Below are 12,841 nucleotides of genomic sequence, written 5' to 3'. Positions count from 1 at the left end.
GATTTCCGGCGCTACAGTGTCAACGCGCCATGAGTTAGTCTTTACGACTGGCCGGCCACTTGAAGATCAGGGCAGCAGGGAGAGCGGTGATGGTTGAGTTGTCCAGTATCGAGCCGTTGAAGGTCAGCCTGACTGATCTGAATGAAGACATGCTGCACGCGATTCTGGAACTGGTCAGCGACGGGATCTGGGACTGGAACGCCAACACCGGGTTTGTCTACCGCAATCGCGGTTGGTACGACATGCTCGGCTACGCGCCTCATGCACTTGAGAACAACGTGCTGGCCTGGGAGAACGCGATTCATCCCGACGATTACCAGCAGGTGATGCTGCAATTCGATGCTCACCTGCATCAGCGCTCGCCCCGCTATCAAACCGAGTACCGTTGCCGCAGGCGGGATGGCCGCTACATCTGGATCGAAGATCGCGGTCATGTGATCGCACGTAACAGCGATGGCTCAGTGGCGCGGATGATTGGGGCGAGCCGCTGCATTGAAGACAAGAAGCGACTGCTCGAGCAACTCGAACGGCGCAATCATTCCCTCGAAGCGATGGTCGAGGAACGGACCCGCGAGTTGTCTCTGCTCAATCAGCAGTTACAGGCGCAGCTGGACGAGAACCGCAAACTGGCAGAAAGCGACACCCTGACCGGGATCGCCAACCGCTATCTCCTGGAAAAAGCCCTGCCACTGGAATGCGAGCGCTCCCAGCGTTTTCGCCAGCCGCTGTCGCTGATCGCCATGGACATCGATGACTTCAAAAACATCAACGACCATTACGGCCATGCCTTGGGCGACGCGGCGTTGGTGCACGTGGTCGAAAGCGTCAAACGCTGCGTGCGCGAAGGTGACTTGCTGGCCCGTTGGGGCGGCGACGAGTTCATCGTGATCCTGCCCAACAGCACCGCGGCCACCGCACGCGCCGTCGCCGAAAACATCCGCCTTGAGCTGTCGAGCCTGCCACCGGTGGGCGACTTCCAGGTCACGATGAGCTTTGGTGTGGCGCAACGCTTTGAAGACGAGCAACAAACCGGCCTGCTGGCTCGGGCGGATCAGGCGTTGTACCGCTCGAAGATCATCGGCAAGAACATGATTTCCGGATGATGAGCCTGCCTATCCGCGACGCACGCCCCTCTGATGTCGAGTCCATTCGACGCTTTCTTCAACTGAACGGATGGGCTCATCGCACAGGCTCCGTAGAGCATTTTGCACAACTGATCACTAACTCCCAACGCACCGCCGTGGCCGTAAAGGACGCGCAGATCGTCGGATTTGCCCGAGGCCTCACCGATGGGTTGTCCAATGGTTATCTGTCGATGGTCGTGGTGTCCGACCAGCATCGGCGAGAAGGTATCGGACGGGCACTGGTCGAGCACATTATGGGTGAGAACAAAGACGTGACCTGGGTTTTACGCGCAGGCCGATCAGGGGCTTCGGAGTTTTTTTCGGGGCTGGGCTTTGAGGCCTCAACCATTGCTATGGAGCGCCCCAGGATCAAATAGAACGGTATGTTCTCCTGCGGTTTGAACACTACGGACAGTCAATTCGATAAAAGGACGATCACAAAAGACCATGGATACCCTAACGAGCTATCGCCGGGCGACAGTCGCTGACCTCCTGAGCATTTGTAAAATGGGGCAACAGCTCAATAGCCTGCACCATCGCGAACGGCCGGATATTTATGCGCCTGAAACGCAAGACTTCAAGCGGGACCAAGCCCACTGGCTTCCTTATTTGGACGGTGAAAACCAGGCAACCTTCCTCGCCGAGCAAACGGGCGTTGCCATCGGTTTTATCACGCTCCAGGTAACACTGCTCAACAGCCCACTGTTGCAACCGCAACGAGTATCCCGTGTCGGCTCGGTTTGCGTCGACGATGCATTTCGCGGGCGAGGTGTTGGTCGCAGGCTGATGGAGATGGCTCAAGACTGGGCCATCGAACAGGGCGCCAGCGATTTGCGTTTGACGGTATGGGCATTCAACAAACCCGCATTACGCCTTTATGAAGAACTGGGTTATGAGGTTCGCTCTGTCGAAATGGGCAAACGTCTGGAAAACAGGGAAGCCTGACCAGCCTAATGCCAGTCAGTTAAGCGCAATCCATGTGGGAGCGAGCCTGCTCGCGATAGCGGTGGGTCAGTCAACATTGATGTTGAATGTTATGCAGTCATCGCGAGCAGGCTCGCTCCCACAGGTTTGTGCCTTAACTGACAGCCCCCCCTTTTCGTCCTAAAGTCCCGCCTTCACCAACACCGGTTTTTCCTGATACCGCTCCGGGTACAGCTGTTTGAGTTGCGCCACTTTCGGCAGGTCGTTGATCACGATGTAGGGATACGTCGGATGCTCCGTCAGGAAGTTCTGATGGTAGGCCTCTGCCGGGTAGAAGCCGTTGTAGGTTTCGAGTTTGGTCACGATCGGTTTGTTGAAGGCATGCGCTGCATCGAGCTGTGCGATGTAGGCCTGGGCGACTTTTTGTTGCTCGGCACTTTCGACAAAGATCGCCGAGCGATATTGGGTTCCGGTGTCCGGGCCCTGGCGATTGAGCTCGGTGGGGTTGTGAGCGACCGAGAAGTAGATTTGCAGCAAGGTGCCGTAGCTCACCTGAGCAGGATCGAAAGTGACCTGAACGGATTCGGCATGGCCTGTGTCACCCTCGCTGACACGCTCGTATTGCGCGGTGTTCGCCGTACCTCCGGCATAACCGGAGAGCGCATTCTTGACGCCTTTGACATGCTGGAACACGCCTTGAACCCCCCAGAAGCAACCACCGGCGAACACCGCCGTTTCGCTGTTGGCCTTGGGCGTTTCATCGACGGCAGGCGGCGCGATGGCGACTGCATCTTCGGCAGCGCCGAATGAAAAAGCCATGCATTGGCCTGCAACTGCAGCGACGGTCAGCCCGAGCAGGGTCTGGCGCCAGGTAAATCGGGTTTTCATGATGACGACTCCTGCATAAGTAGATTCAAAGATCGCAGCCTTCGGCAGCTCATGCTCATCAACCAAAGGTAAACGCATACGCCGACACGCCCGGGTCGAGGAACTCGATGCTGAAGGTCCGATCTGCCACGTCGCCGGGTTGGCGCACCAATTGGTAGAGGCGTTGTTCGGTGACGCTGCCACTGCCATCCGGGGCGACATCGGTGCCGTGGGCATCGCCCGGGGCCTTGCCGTCGATCATGACTTTGAAGCGCACCGGTTTACCGTCGGCGCCGGGGCCCAGCACCAGGTGCAGGTCGCGGGCATGGAAGCGGTAAACGATGCGGCTGGCCGGGGCCGCCGATGTAGCGCGCTCCGAACCGACGTTCCAGTGGCCGTCCAGCGTCCAGTCATTCAGCGCCAACGCCGCGGGGGCGCTGTAGGCAGCAATCTTGTCGGGCGCGAGGCTCGCCCCAGGTACGAAATGTTCCAAACGCTGGTAGCCGACGTAGGTTTCCGGCGAGCGCACTTCGTTCATGTCCGGTGCCCGTTGCACGCCTTGGGCGCTGGCATCGATCAGGCCATCAGTGACTTTCGCCGCGCCGGCTTCACGCAACAACTGCTGGATCACCCGTTCCGATTCGGCGTAGTTGCCCTCGCCAAAATGGTGGTAGCGAATGCGTCCCTGAGCGTCGGCAAAATAGTGCGCCGGCCAGTATTCGTTGTTGAAAGCCCGCCAGATCCTGTAGTCGTTATCGATGGCCACCGGGTAATTGATGCCCAGGTTCTTCATGGCCTTGGTCACGTTGCCCACATCCCGTTCGAAGGCGAACTCCGGCGCATGCACACCGATCACCACCAGGCCCTGATCGCGGTACTTCTCGGCCCAGGCTTTGACGTACGGCAAGGTGCGCAGGCAGTTGATGCAGGAGTAAGTCCAGAAATCCACCAACACCACTTTACCCTTCAACGCTTGAGCGCTGAGCGGCGCTGAATTCAGCCACTGCACGGCGCCATCCAGCGACGGCAGGTTGCCTTCGACGGGCAGCGGCGCGGGAGCGTTGGCGGCCACTTTCATCGCACCACCGACGGCCATCATGGCTGAGCCTGATTGATCGTCGGCGGACGTCGGAATCCGCGCCGTCATCGCCCCGGACTTACCCGCCAGTCGACCGACCAGCGCCTGTTCAAGCCCACTGGTGGACGCGGTTGATACCCGCGCCAGAATCCCGGTGTCCAGCCCCAGGGCAATAGCGGCCACACCCGCCAGCATCGCCGCACCAAGACCACGGCGCAGCCATTCACCGGCGCCGATCGAACGCTTCATCGCCGCGAAGACTTTACCGCCCAGCAGCAAGGCGACCGCGAGGGAAGTGGCGGCGCCCAGCGCGTAGGCCAGTAACAGCAAGGTGGTGCCGATGCTTGCCCCTTGCAACGCCGCGCCGGTCAGCACCAGCCCGAGGATCGGCCCGGCGCACGGTGCCCAAAGCAGGCCCGTGGCGACGCCGATCAGCAACGAAGCAGCGGGACGCGGCCGGGTATCGGCGCCCGCCGCTTCCGACAGTCGACTGCCGGCGGCCACCAGTGGACGCGTCAGCCGCTCGGCGAGTTGTGGCAGCAGCAGCGTCAGCCCGAACAGTGCTACGAACAGCAACGCGAGCCAGCGACCGTACTGATTGAGTTGCACCACCCAACCGCCGCCCACCGCCGCCAACGAGGCGACGAGCGCGAAGGTCAGCGCCATCCCCGCCAACAGCGGCAAGCCACTCTTGATAAACGGCTGCCCGGTGCGAGCGAAGACAAACGGCAGTACCGGCAGAATGCACGGGCTGAGAATCGTCAGCACACCACCGAGATAAGCGAGGACCAGAAGCCACATAACAAGGACCTGTATGAAGTGAAGGAAAAAACCTGCCCATGGTGTCAGGCCGCTTGCGGCTTGAAGGTCATCGCCAGACCGTTCATGCAGTAGCGCAGACCGGTCGGTTTTGGCCCGTCGTTGAACACATGGCCCAGATGGCCGCCGCAGCGTCGACAGTGAACTTCTTCGCGCAGCACGCCGAACGAGCGGTCTTCGCGGGTCGCGACGGCATGCTCCAGGGGCGCCCAGAAACTCGGCCAACCGGTATGGCTGTCGAATTTGGTTTTCGATGAAAACAGCGCCAGATCGCACCCCGCGCAGGCGAAAGTACCGTCGCGGTGTTCGTTGTTCAGTGCGCTGGAATAGGCCCGTTCGGTGCCCTCTTCGCGCAGGATTTCGTACTGCTCGGCGCTGAGCAGTTGGTGCCATTGCGCATCAGTGTGGGTGACCTCGAAGGTCTCGGCAGCACTCGCCTCGCTGATCAGCAGCGAGTGCCCGGTCATTTTTGGCAATACACCGGCAACCAGCGCTGCAAGGCCCAGCCCGCCGCCCGTTAGAAGAATCTGTCGCCGTGAAAACATGGCCCTCTCCCTAAATTCGCCGTGGATGACATGGAACACAGCCTAGGCTTGAGGTGATCGCCAAATCCTCACGTGGAGTTAAACAATTCGTGATAACTCGCCGAGGGAAAACCCCGCACAATACGTGCACTGCGCAACAGGATTAAGTCCCAATGGATCAACCCAAACGAGTCCTGGTAGTCGAGGACGACAAACACATCGCCGACCTGATCTGCCTGCACCTGCGCGACGAACATTTCGAGGTCGTGCACAGCGCCGATGGCAACGAAGGCTTGCGCCTGCTCGAGCAAGGCAGTTGGGACGCACTGATCCTCGACCTGATGCTGCCGGGCGTCGACGGCCTGGAAATCTGCCGCCGCGCCCGCGCCATGGCCCGTTACACCCCGATCATCATCACCAGTGCCCGATCGAGCGAAGTACACCGCATTCTCGGCCTGGAGCTGGGCGCCGACGATTACCTGGCCAAACCCTTCTCGATGCTTGAGCTGGTGGCGCGGGTCAAGGCCCTGCTGCGACGGGTCGACGCCATGGCCCGCAACCTGAAAATGGACACTGGCAGCCTGACCTGCGACGGGCTGTTCATCGACCCGATCACCCGCGATGTGTCGCTCGACGGCAAGCGCCTGGACCTCACCCCACGCGAGTTCGACCTGCTGTACTTTTTCGTCCGGCAACCGGGCAAGGTCTTCTCGCGCATGGACCTGCTGAACGCCGTCTGGGGTTACAGCCACGAAGGCTACGAGCACACCGTCAACACTCACATCAATCGTCTGCGCGCCAAGATCGAAACCGACCCGGCGCAACCGGTGCGGATTCTCACGGTGTGGGGCCGTGGCTATAAATTCGCCCCGGCGCAGGAGCAGCCATGAGACTGACACTCACCCAGCGCCTGTCGGCGGTGTTCGCCCTGTTGCTGTTGGTGTGCAGCGGCACGTCGGTGTGGATGCAGGTGCGCTCCAACCACATGCATGAGCTGGAAGTGGTGCAAGGCTTGTCCCGGGACCTGGCGCAGCACATCGCCCACGACACCCAGTTGATGGACGCCAATGGCTTGAAACCCGATGCGCTGCGCGAGTTGTTCAGCCAGTTGATGCTGGTGAACCCGAGCGTCGAGGTGTACCTGCTCGACAGCAGCGGCCGGGTGGTCGGCAATGCGGCGCCCGAAGGCCACCTGCGTCGCGAACAGGTCGATCTGGCGCCCGTGCGGCGCCTGCTCAACGGTGAACCCCTGCCGATTCTCGGCGACGACCCGCGCAGTATCGACGGGCGCAAGGTGTTCAGCGCCGCACCGCTCAAGGTCAACGGTCAGCAGGTCGGCTATCTCTACGTGGTGCTGCTCAGCGAAGAACACGACCGCTACGCCGAACGCGGCGCCACCAGCGCGGCGCTGAATACCGCGCTGTGGTCGATCGGGATGGTCGCGTTGCTGTGCCTGATCGCCGGTCTCACGGCGTTTACCCTGATCACCCGGCCGCTGCGCCGCCTGACCGACACGGTCGCGCATTTCGACATCGACGGCGTACCGGCCGCACCGCCCTCGCCAGCGCCCTCAGGTACCGTGGAGAACCTCGCCACTCAGGACGAAATCGCCGTGCTCGATGCCGCCTTCCGGCAGATGCAAAAACGCCTGGGCGAACAATGGCGCTCCCTCACCCGCCAGGATCAGGAGCGCCGCGAGCTGGTCGCCAATATCTCCCACGACCTGCGCACACCGCTGGCGTCGCTGCATGGCTACCTCGAAACCCTGTCGTTGAAAGACGCCAGCCTGACCCCGGCCGAACGCCGCCGCTACCTGGGCATCGCCCTCGACCAGAGCCGCAAGGTCGGCGGCCTGGCGCAGTCGTTGCTGGAACTGGTGCGCCTGGAACACGGCTTCGTCCAACCGGTACTGGAGCGTTTTTCCCTGACCGATCTGGTGCAGGACATCTTTCAGAAATTCGAACTGACCGCCGAAGCTCGACACGTGCAGCTCAAGGCAAGCTTCGCAACGAACGTCTCGGCGGTCTGCGCCGACCTGGGGTTGATCGAGCGCGTGCTGACCAACCTGTTCGACAACGCCTTGCGCCACACACCCGATGGCGGGGAAATCGACATCAGCCTTGCCCCGCAGGGCAAGTTCGTCGAAATCACCGTCAGCGACAGCGGCCCGGGCATCGCCGCGGAACTGCGCGAAGGCTTGTTCCTGCGGCCCTTCAACATTGGTGGCGCACGCCGCGACGGTGGTTTGGGATTACGCATCGTGCACCGGATTCTGCAGCTGCATGGCCGCGAGATCCACTTGCTCGATGTACCGGGACAAGGTGCGACCTTCCGCTTTTCGCTGCCGGTGGATGAGGAAACAGCAACTGCGCTGGCGGTTCGTTCGATGAATCTGAATTCGCCCCAGCGATAATCCGCTAATCTCCCTGACATTGACTCAAGCAAGGACGCTGACCATGTTTTACCAAACCACCTCGCCTCAACCCCGCGCAGGTATCCGCTGATGCTCGATATCCTGCAAGGTACGCCGCTGTGGGTCTACGGGGTTTTCCTGTTGATCTGTTATTACGGGCTCAGGGCCAGGACGCCCAGCCGGGAAAGCAAACGCTCGCTGCTCATTACACCGGGCGTACTAACGCTCTGGTCGTTCTTTTCACTGAACTACCACGGACAGCCCGAGTTGGCGCTGGGCAGCTGGCTCGCCGGTATCGCGCTGGGCAGTCTGGTGGCGATTGCGTTGTTCTCGCGCCGTGGGCTGACGCTGGACAGCGACGGCAAAGACCTGATCGTTCCCGGCACCTGGAAAATTCTCTACATCTCTCTGCTGTTCTTTGCGGTGAAGTACTTCATCGGCTATCAATCCGCCGTTCACCCGGAGCGCTCGGCCAGTGTGCAGATGCTGGCACTCACCGGCATCGCCTCGGGTTTTACGCTAGGGCTCTTTTGCGGTCGGGCAATCACGCTGTACCGCGAATTGCTAGCGCTGCTGGCACTCAAGAACGCTTCCACCGCATAAAGAAAAGCCCGCACTTCATATCGAAGGCGGGCTTTTTCTCTACGTCGCAACCACTACCCGGCCACTGCGGCCATGTACACAAAACCGCCCAACGCAAACGCCAGCGCAAACTTCGCGTGGCTTTCAAAACTGACCTTCCACGGCGACTCATTCACCGACGCCGCCGCCGTCACCGCACTGATGGACACCGGCGAGATCAACTGCGAAATCACGAACATCGCGATCCACGCCTGATACTCGACTGTGACGGGCAGCTGGGTAATGGGATGGAAGATCGGAAACACTGCGGCGAACAGAATCATCGGATGGATGCCAATGATCGTCAGCAGTGGCATCAGCCCCAAAATCAACAGCAACTGCACCGGAGTCGAGCTCAACAGCAGTTTGAAGTCACCGTCCAACGGGCTGAACAACTGCGCGGTTTCCGGCGCACCGAGTGCCACTTGCAATGCGCCGCAGGCGATGAACAACAGGATTTCGGCACTTGAACGCTGAAAACCTTCACCGATGGTCGCCGCCAGTTCCGCGATGCCATATTTGGCCCATAGCGACACCACACCGGTGATGGAAACTGCCAGCGCGACCGTCGTCACCGTGGGGTAGCCGAGCAGCAGTTTGCCGACCACAATCACGCTGATGAAGATCGCCAGCGGCAGCATCAGCCCGTGTGACGCGCCGTCTTTTTCCACGGGCGCCAGTTCAATCGCCGGCTCTTTCTCGCTGCGGGTAAACACCAGGCACAACAGCGCCAGCGGCGCCCCGGTGAGCAACGCTTGCGACCAGCTCAACCCGGGGAACATTGCGCTGACCGCCGCCGCCCCCGCAGTGGTCGGCGCAATGAACATCGTCGCCCCCACCGCACGCATGGCCAAACGCAAGTGGTACAGATGATTCAGGCGGGTGCTGCGGGTGAGGGAGCCGACAATGGGCACGGTTGCCAGGCTCAGGAAAAACGCCATGGCGCTGTAGAGCAGAAAGATCGGTCGCGCACTGCGCCCAACGACGGGATGACTGAGCGCCCGTTCGATCCGCCCTTTGATGTCCTGCCGATCCAGGTAAGCACGCAACTGCCCAATCCCCAGCAGCAGCAAAATCACCCCTTCGAACGAACCGGCGCCGCGCACCGGATTGAAAGGAAGGGTGGTGAAAACCGCGAGCGCGGCGACGATCACCAACACCCCCAACCCAAGACGTGCAGATGTTTTGCCCAGCCAACTGCTGAAGGTCAACGCCAGCCCGGCGACGATCAGGCCGAATGTCAACGCATCCGCCACCTTGCCATGAGGAATGACCAGCGCCTTGGCGATCAGCCCTATCACCAGCGCCGTAGCGATTACCGCCAGCGCAGTGGCGCGTGTCGACCCTTTCGACGCCACAGCGGAGTGGAGCGCGCGCGTATCCCTGGACATTAAAAATTTCCGAGCTGGGCTGTATCGCTGTGGGCGATAGTCAGCGCAAAACGCTCCCTGGCCAGAGCGTTGTTGATCACCAGCGCATCGCACACGGTTTCAGAGAACGACACCATGGCCGGCGTCCAGGTGTTCTGCTGCGCCGCCGCAAAATAGGTGTCGACGATCGCGTAGCGCTCCGGCAAGTCGAGGCTATAGATGTTGAAGCGGGACTTCTGGGCTTCGACCGTAGACTTTGGCAGTACGGCATAGCCCATGCCCGCCGCAACGCAGCCGAGCATGGCGTCCAGCGTACCGAAATCGATGATGCGCGCCGCCGAGACCCCACACGAGGCGAGCAGCAGTTCAATGCTGTGGCGATAACTGCAGCCTTGGCGAAAGGCCAGGAAGGTTGCCGTCAGCAGGGTTTCCTTGGATGGCATTTTCTCCAGCGGCCGAGAAGAGATCAGCACCAGTTCCTCGGTGAAGGCTTTGTACATGTGGAACCGCCGGTGGTCGACTTTGCCGGCCACAAACACGCAATCGAAGCGCCCTTCCACCAATCCCCTGACCAGATCGGCAGTCGGCCCGGTGGTGAGTTTGATATCGACTTCAGGGTTTTTGCCGTGGAAGCTCGCCAGGATCCCCGGCAAGCGAAACGCTGTGGTGGTCTCCATCGCGCCGATGCGCAGCTCGCCACTTAGGGACTGGCCGCCTCGGAAAAAGGCCACGGCCTCGTCGTGATTTCTCTGAATTCTGTCAGCATATTCGCTAAGTGCGTGACCGGCCGAAGTAAGGCGCGCCCGGCCATTGCGATCGATCAGTTGAGCACCCAACTCGGTTTCGAGCTTTTTGATATGTGCAGTGACATTGGACTGCACGGTGTGTAGCCGTTCAGCGGCGGCGACGAAGCTGCCCGTTTCAGCCACAGCCAAAAATATACGCAGTGATTTGAGCTGCATGGACCTGCCATCCCTGGACGCGAACATCTCGAAAAGTGATGCGCAGTATCTCGGATAATCGTTGGCAAAGCCATTTTTGCGCTGCGTATCCTGCCCCGGTTTTAAACGCATGCAAGGTGGCGCCGAGCAGAACAGCGCCGGATTCAGGGAATGGTCTTGCAGGACGTCGAGGTAACGCCTCGCCAAGAATAAGGGAGTTGGGCAGATGCAACAGGCTACGCTAGCGATCGCGATTATCGGCATGGGGCCACGGGGCCTGAACGTGCTCGAACGAATCACCGCCTACGCTTGCGATCAAAAAAACCACCAGAACATAGCAGTGCATCTCATCGACCCCGGTGTGCCGGGCGAAGGCGTCCACCATTCTTCGCAACCTGACTACCTGCAACTCAATACCGTCGCATCGCAGATCACCCTGTTCATGGACCCGACCGTGGTCGAGGCCGGGCCGTTGATCGAGGGGCCAAGCCTGTATGAGTGGGCTGTCGGCAACTGGAAGCACCCGTTACCGCTGGGACCCAACACGTACCTGCCGCGCAGCGCTTTTGGCGAGTACCTGAACTGGGTCTACAAGTTCCTGATCGCCCGGCTGGAACAGCACTGCGAAGTGCATCTGCATACCTGCACGGCCAGCGATATCGAACAGACCGCGAGCCAATCGTTCGTCATCCAGACCACGAACGGTAAAACGATCAACGCCGACTACCTGTTCCTGACCACGGGCCACTCGGAAAACCACCCGGACGCTCAGGACATCGAGCGTCGCGCCTTCGTCGCGACCCACAGTTTCAACAACACCCATCTGCGCTATGTGGTCACCGGGCCACAGCCGATCCACACGCAACTCGACGAAATATCCCCTGACGCCTCAGTGGCAATCGAAGGCATGGGCCTGACCGCCATCGACGCGATCACCGCGCTGACCGCGGGCCGTGGTGGCCGCTTTGAACGTGACGAGAGCGGCGTGCTGAACTATCTGCCGTCCGGCGCAGAACCGTCGCTGGCACTGTTCTCGCGCAGCGGCATCCCGTTCGCCGCCCGCGCCGTGAACCAGAAAGGTGTCTCGGGTCAGTACCAGGCACGGTTCCTGACCCGTGAACAGATCAATAAATGGAAGCTGGCCCACAAGCCCGGCGAGCTCGACTTCCACAATCACATCTTCCCGCTGATTCTGCGCGACATGGCCCATGCCTATTACCTGTCCTATGCCGCCCGGTTGCATGGCAGCTCCTTCGCCGAGTTGCTCGACTCCACGCTGGTCCATCTCGACACAGCGGCGGCCGAAAACGTGCTGCGCGAATGCTGCCCGCAGATTCCACGGTTTTCCTGGGACACGCTGGCCAACCCCATCAGCCGCAACGCCCTGGCCAGCAAGGAACATTTCCATCAGTGGCTGACCGACTACCTGGAGCAAGATCTGGCCGAGGCCCAAGAGGGTAATTGCGAAAGCCCGATCAAGGCCGCCTGCGATGTGCTGCGCGATATTCGCGACAACCTGCGCCAAGTGGTCGATTTCGGCGCGCTGTCGGCGGCATCGCACAAACGCTTCATGAACGAGTTCGTCCCGGTGATGAACCGCCTGGCCGTTGGCCCGCCACTGCAACGCACTGAGGAAATGCTCGCGCTGATGCGCGCGGGTTACCTGATGGTCAGCTTCGGCCCTGAAACCCGTGCGCACATGGACGGTGAGTCGTATTCGTTCACCATCAAAAGCGCGAGCCTGCCCGACCGTGAGTTCCGGGCTGATGTGCTGATTCGTGCCCGGGTGCCGAAATCGTCGCCCAACCAGGACAAATCACCGTTGCTCTATCGCCTGCTGGAAAAGGGCCTGGTTCGCCCGTTTACCAATCAGGGTATGGAGATTGGCGGCATCGATGTCGATGAAGGCCTGCACATTATCCCGCTGAGCGGCAAACCGCTGAGCAATGCCTGGGCCTTGGGGACCCTTTGCGAAGGTGCCAAGTTTTATACCTACATCGTTGCGCGACCGTTCGTGAACTCCACTGCGCTGGTGGACGCAGGACGCAGCGTGGGTGAGTTGTTCCGGCAGATCAACGCGCCGCAAATGACCAGGAAACCGGCAGCCTGCGTCGCTGACGCTTCAAGATCGCTCGTTCACCTTTAACCTCTGAAACTCGA

Annotated in this window: 12 protein-coding genes; 7 read left to right on the top strand and 5 right to left on the bottom strand. The window is 60.6% G+C overall.

What is annotated here, in order from left to right:
- Positions 1–89: 89 nt before the first annotated feature.
- From AC1DIH_RS10490 to AC1DIH_RS10480, 3 genes are all read left to right on the top strand, one after another.
- Entirely contained in the window at positions 90–1,103 is a 1,014-nt protein-coding gene (locus AC1DIH_RS10490; RefSeq protein ID WP_477771623.1) for a GGDEF domain-containing protein, read from the top strand.
- Positions 1,103–1,501, top strand: a complete 399-nt coding sequence (locus tag AC1DIH_RS10485) for a GNAT family N-acetyltransferase (protein WP_477771622.1) — start codon at positions 1,103–1,105, stop codon at positions 1,499–1,501. The genes AC1DIH_RS10490 and AC1DIH_RS10485 overlap by 1 nt, the downstream gene beginning before the upstream one ends.
- A gap of 130 nt (positions 1,502–1,631) precedes the next feature.
- Positions 1,632–2,069, top strand: a complete 438-nt coding sequence (locus AC1DIH_RS10480) for a GNAT family N-acetyltransferase (protein ID WP_477771621.1) — start codon at positions 1,632–1,634, stop codon at positions 2,067–2,069.
- A 159-nt stretch (positions 2,070–2,228) separates the two neighbouring features.
- Here the strand turns inward: AC1DIH_RS10480 and msrA are convergent, their stop codons facing one another.
- Genes msrA through msrB form a run of 3 tightly spaced genes read right to left on the bottom strand, consistent with a single transcriptional unit; the run spans position 2,229 to position 5,357 of the window.
- The gene (gene msrA / locus AC1DIH_RS10475) at positions 2,229–2,936 is read right to left on the bottom strand and encodes a peptide-methionine (S)-S-oxide reductase MsrA (RefSeq protein WP_477771620.1); all 708 of its coding nucleotides are present in this window, start codon (positions 2,934–2,936) and stop codon (positions 2,229–2,231) included.
- Between the two features lie 58 nt (positions 2,937–2,994).
- Positions 2,995–4,794, bottom strand: a complete 1,800-nt coding sequence (locus tag AC1DIH_RS10470) for a cytochrome c biogenesis protein DipZ (protein ID WP_477771619.1) — start codon at positions 4,792–4,794, stop codon at positions 2,995–2,997.
- A gap of 44 nt (positions 4,795–4,838) precedes the next feature.
- The gene (gene msrB / locus AC1DIH_RS10465) at positions 4,839–5,357 is read right to left on the bottom strand and encodes a peptide-methionine (R)-S-oxide reductase MsrB (RefSeq protein WP_477771618.1); all 519 of its coding nucleotides are present in this window, start codon (positions 5,355–5,357) and stop codon (positions 4,839–4,841) included.
- Between the two features lie 152 nt (positions 5,358–5,509).
- On the opposite strand from msrB, the gene AC1DIH_RS10460 reads away from it, so the two are divergent.
- The 3 genes from AC1DIH_RS10460 (at position 5,510) to AC1DIH_RS10450 (ending at position 8,352) form a co-directional block, all read left to right on the top strand.
- Positions 5,510–6,226 carry a response regulator transcription factor gene (locus AC1DIH_RS10460; RefSeq protein WP_477771617.1) on the top strand — a complete coding sequence of 239 codons (717 nt, stop codon included), beginning with the start codon at positions 5,510–5,512 and terminating at the stop codon, positions 6,224–6,226.
- Positions 6,223–7,749, top strand: coding sequence for a sensor histidine kinase (locus tag AC1DIH_RS10455; RefSeq protein ID WP_477771616.1), 1,527 nt, complete (start codon positions 6,223–6,225; stop codon positions 7,747–7,749). The genes AC1DIH_RS10460 and AC1DIH_RS10455 overlap by 4 nt, the downstream gene beginning before the upstream one ends.
- Positions 7,750–7,839: 90 nt before the next feature.
- Positions 7,840–8,352, top strand: a complete 513-nt coding sequence (locus AC1DIH_RS10450) for a hypothetical protein (protein ID WP_477771615.1) — start codon at positions 7,840–7,842, stop codon at positions 8,350–8,352.
- Between the two features lie 53 nt (positions 8,353–8,405).
- On the opposite strand, the gene AC1DIH_RS10445 is transcribed toward AC1DIH_RS10450, so the two are convergent.
- A complete protein-coding gene (locus tag AC1DIH_RS10445) occupies positions 8,406–9,761 on the bottom strand; it encodes a hypothetical protein (RefSeq protein WP_477771614.1) in 1,356 nt (451 codons plus the stop codon).
- The gene (locus AC1DIH_RS10440) at positions 9,761–10,813 is read right to left on the bottom strand and encodes a LysR substrate-binding domain-containing protein (RefSeq protein ID WP_477771613.1); all 1,053 of its coding nucleotides are present in this window, start codon (positions 10,811–10,813) and stop codon (positions 9,761–9,763) included. The genes AC1DIH_RS10445 and AC1DIH_RS10440 overlap by 1 nt, the downstream gene beginning before the upstream one ends.
- Positions 10,814–10,907: 94 nt before the next feature.
- Here AC1DIH_RS10440 and AC1DIH_RS10435 point away from each other — a divergent pair, with 94 nt between their 5' ends.
- Positions 10,908–12,827 carry an FAD/NAD(P)-binding protein gene (locus AC1DIH_RS10435; RefSeq protein ID WP_477771612.1) on the top strand — a complete coding sequence of 640 codons (1,920 nt, stop codon included), beginning with the start codon at positions 10,908–10,910 and terminating at the stop codon, positions 12,825–12,827.
- The last annotated feature ends 14 nt before the right edge of the window (positions 12,828–12,841 follow it).

The sequence above is a fragment of the Pseudomonas sp. 05N36 genome, from assembly GCF_056397385.1.
Note: the sequence above shows the minus strand (reverse complement) of the source record. Positions and strands in the feature narration are given on the sequence as shown.

What these genes read in the sequence shown, in the direction of transcription:
- AC1DIH_RS10490 (WP_477771623.1), top strand. Translation starts at nt 90, where the DNA reads ATGGTTGAGTTGTCCAGTATCGAGCCGTTGAAGGTCAGCCTGACTGAT.
- AC1DIH_RS10485 (WP_477771622.1), top strand. Translation starts at nt 1,103, where the DNA reads ATGAGCCTGCCTATCCGCGACGCACGCCCCTCTGATGTCGAGTCCATT.
- AC1DIH_RS10480 (WP_477771621.1), top strand. Translation starts at nt 1,632, where the DNA reads ATGGGGCAACAGCTCAATAGCCTGCACCATCGCGAACGGCCGGATATT.
- msrA (WP_477771620.1), bottom strand. Translation starts at nt 2,936, where the DNA reads ATGAAAACCCGATTTACCTGGCGCCAGACCCTGCTCGGGCTGACCGTC.
- AC1DIH_RS10470 (WP_477771619.1), bottom strand. Translation starts at nt 4,794, where the DNA reads ATGTGGCTTCTGGTCCTCGCTTATCTCGGTGGTGTGCTGACGATTCTC.
- msrB (WP_477771618.1), bottom strand. Translation starts at nt 5,357, where the DNA reads ATGTTTTCACGGCGACAGATTCTTCTAACGGGCGGCGGGCTGGGCCTT.
- AC1DIH_RS10460 (WP_477771617.1), top strand. Translation starts at nt 5,510, where the DNA reads ATGGATCAACCCAAACGAGTCCTGGTAGTCGAGGACGACAAACACATC.
- AC1DIH_RS10455 (WP_477771616.1), top strand. Translation starts at nt 6,223, where the DNA reads ATGAGACTGACACTCACCCAGCGCCTGTCGGCGGTGTTCGCCCTGTTG.
- AC1DIH_RS10450 (WP_477771615.1), top strand. Translation starts at nt 7,840, where the DNA reads ATGCTCGATATCCTGCAAGGTACGCCGCTGTGGGTCTACGGGGTTTTC.
- AC1DIH_RS10445 (WP_477771614.1), bottom strand. Translation starts at nt 9,761, where the DNA reads ATGTCCAGGGATACGCGCGCGCTCCACTCCGCTGTGGCGTCGAAAGGG.
- AC1DIH_RS10440 (WP_477771613.1), bottom strand. Translation starts at nt 10,813, where the DNA reads ATGCGTTTAAAACCGGGGCAGGATACGCAGCGCAAAAATGGCTTTGCC.
- AC1DIH_RS10435 (WP_477771612.1), top strand. Translation starts at nt 10,908, where the DNA reads ATGCAACAGGCTACGCTAGCGATCGCGATTATCGGCATGGGGCCACGG.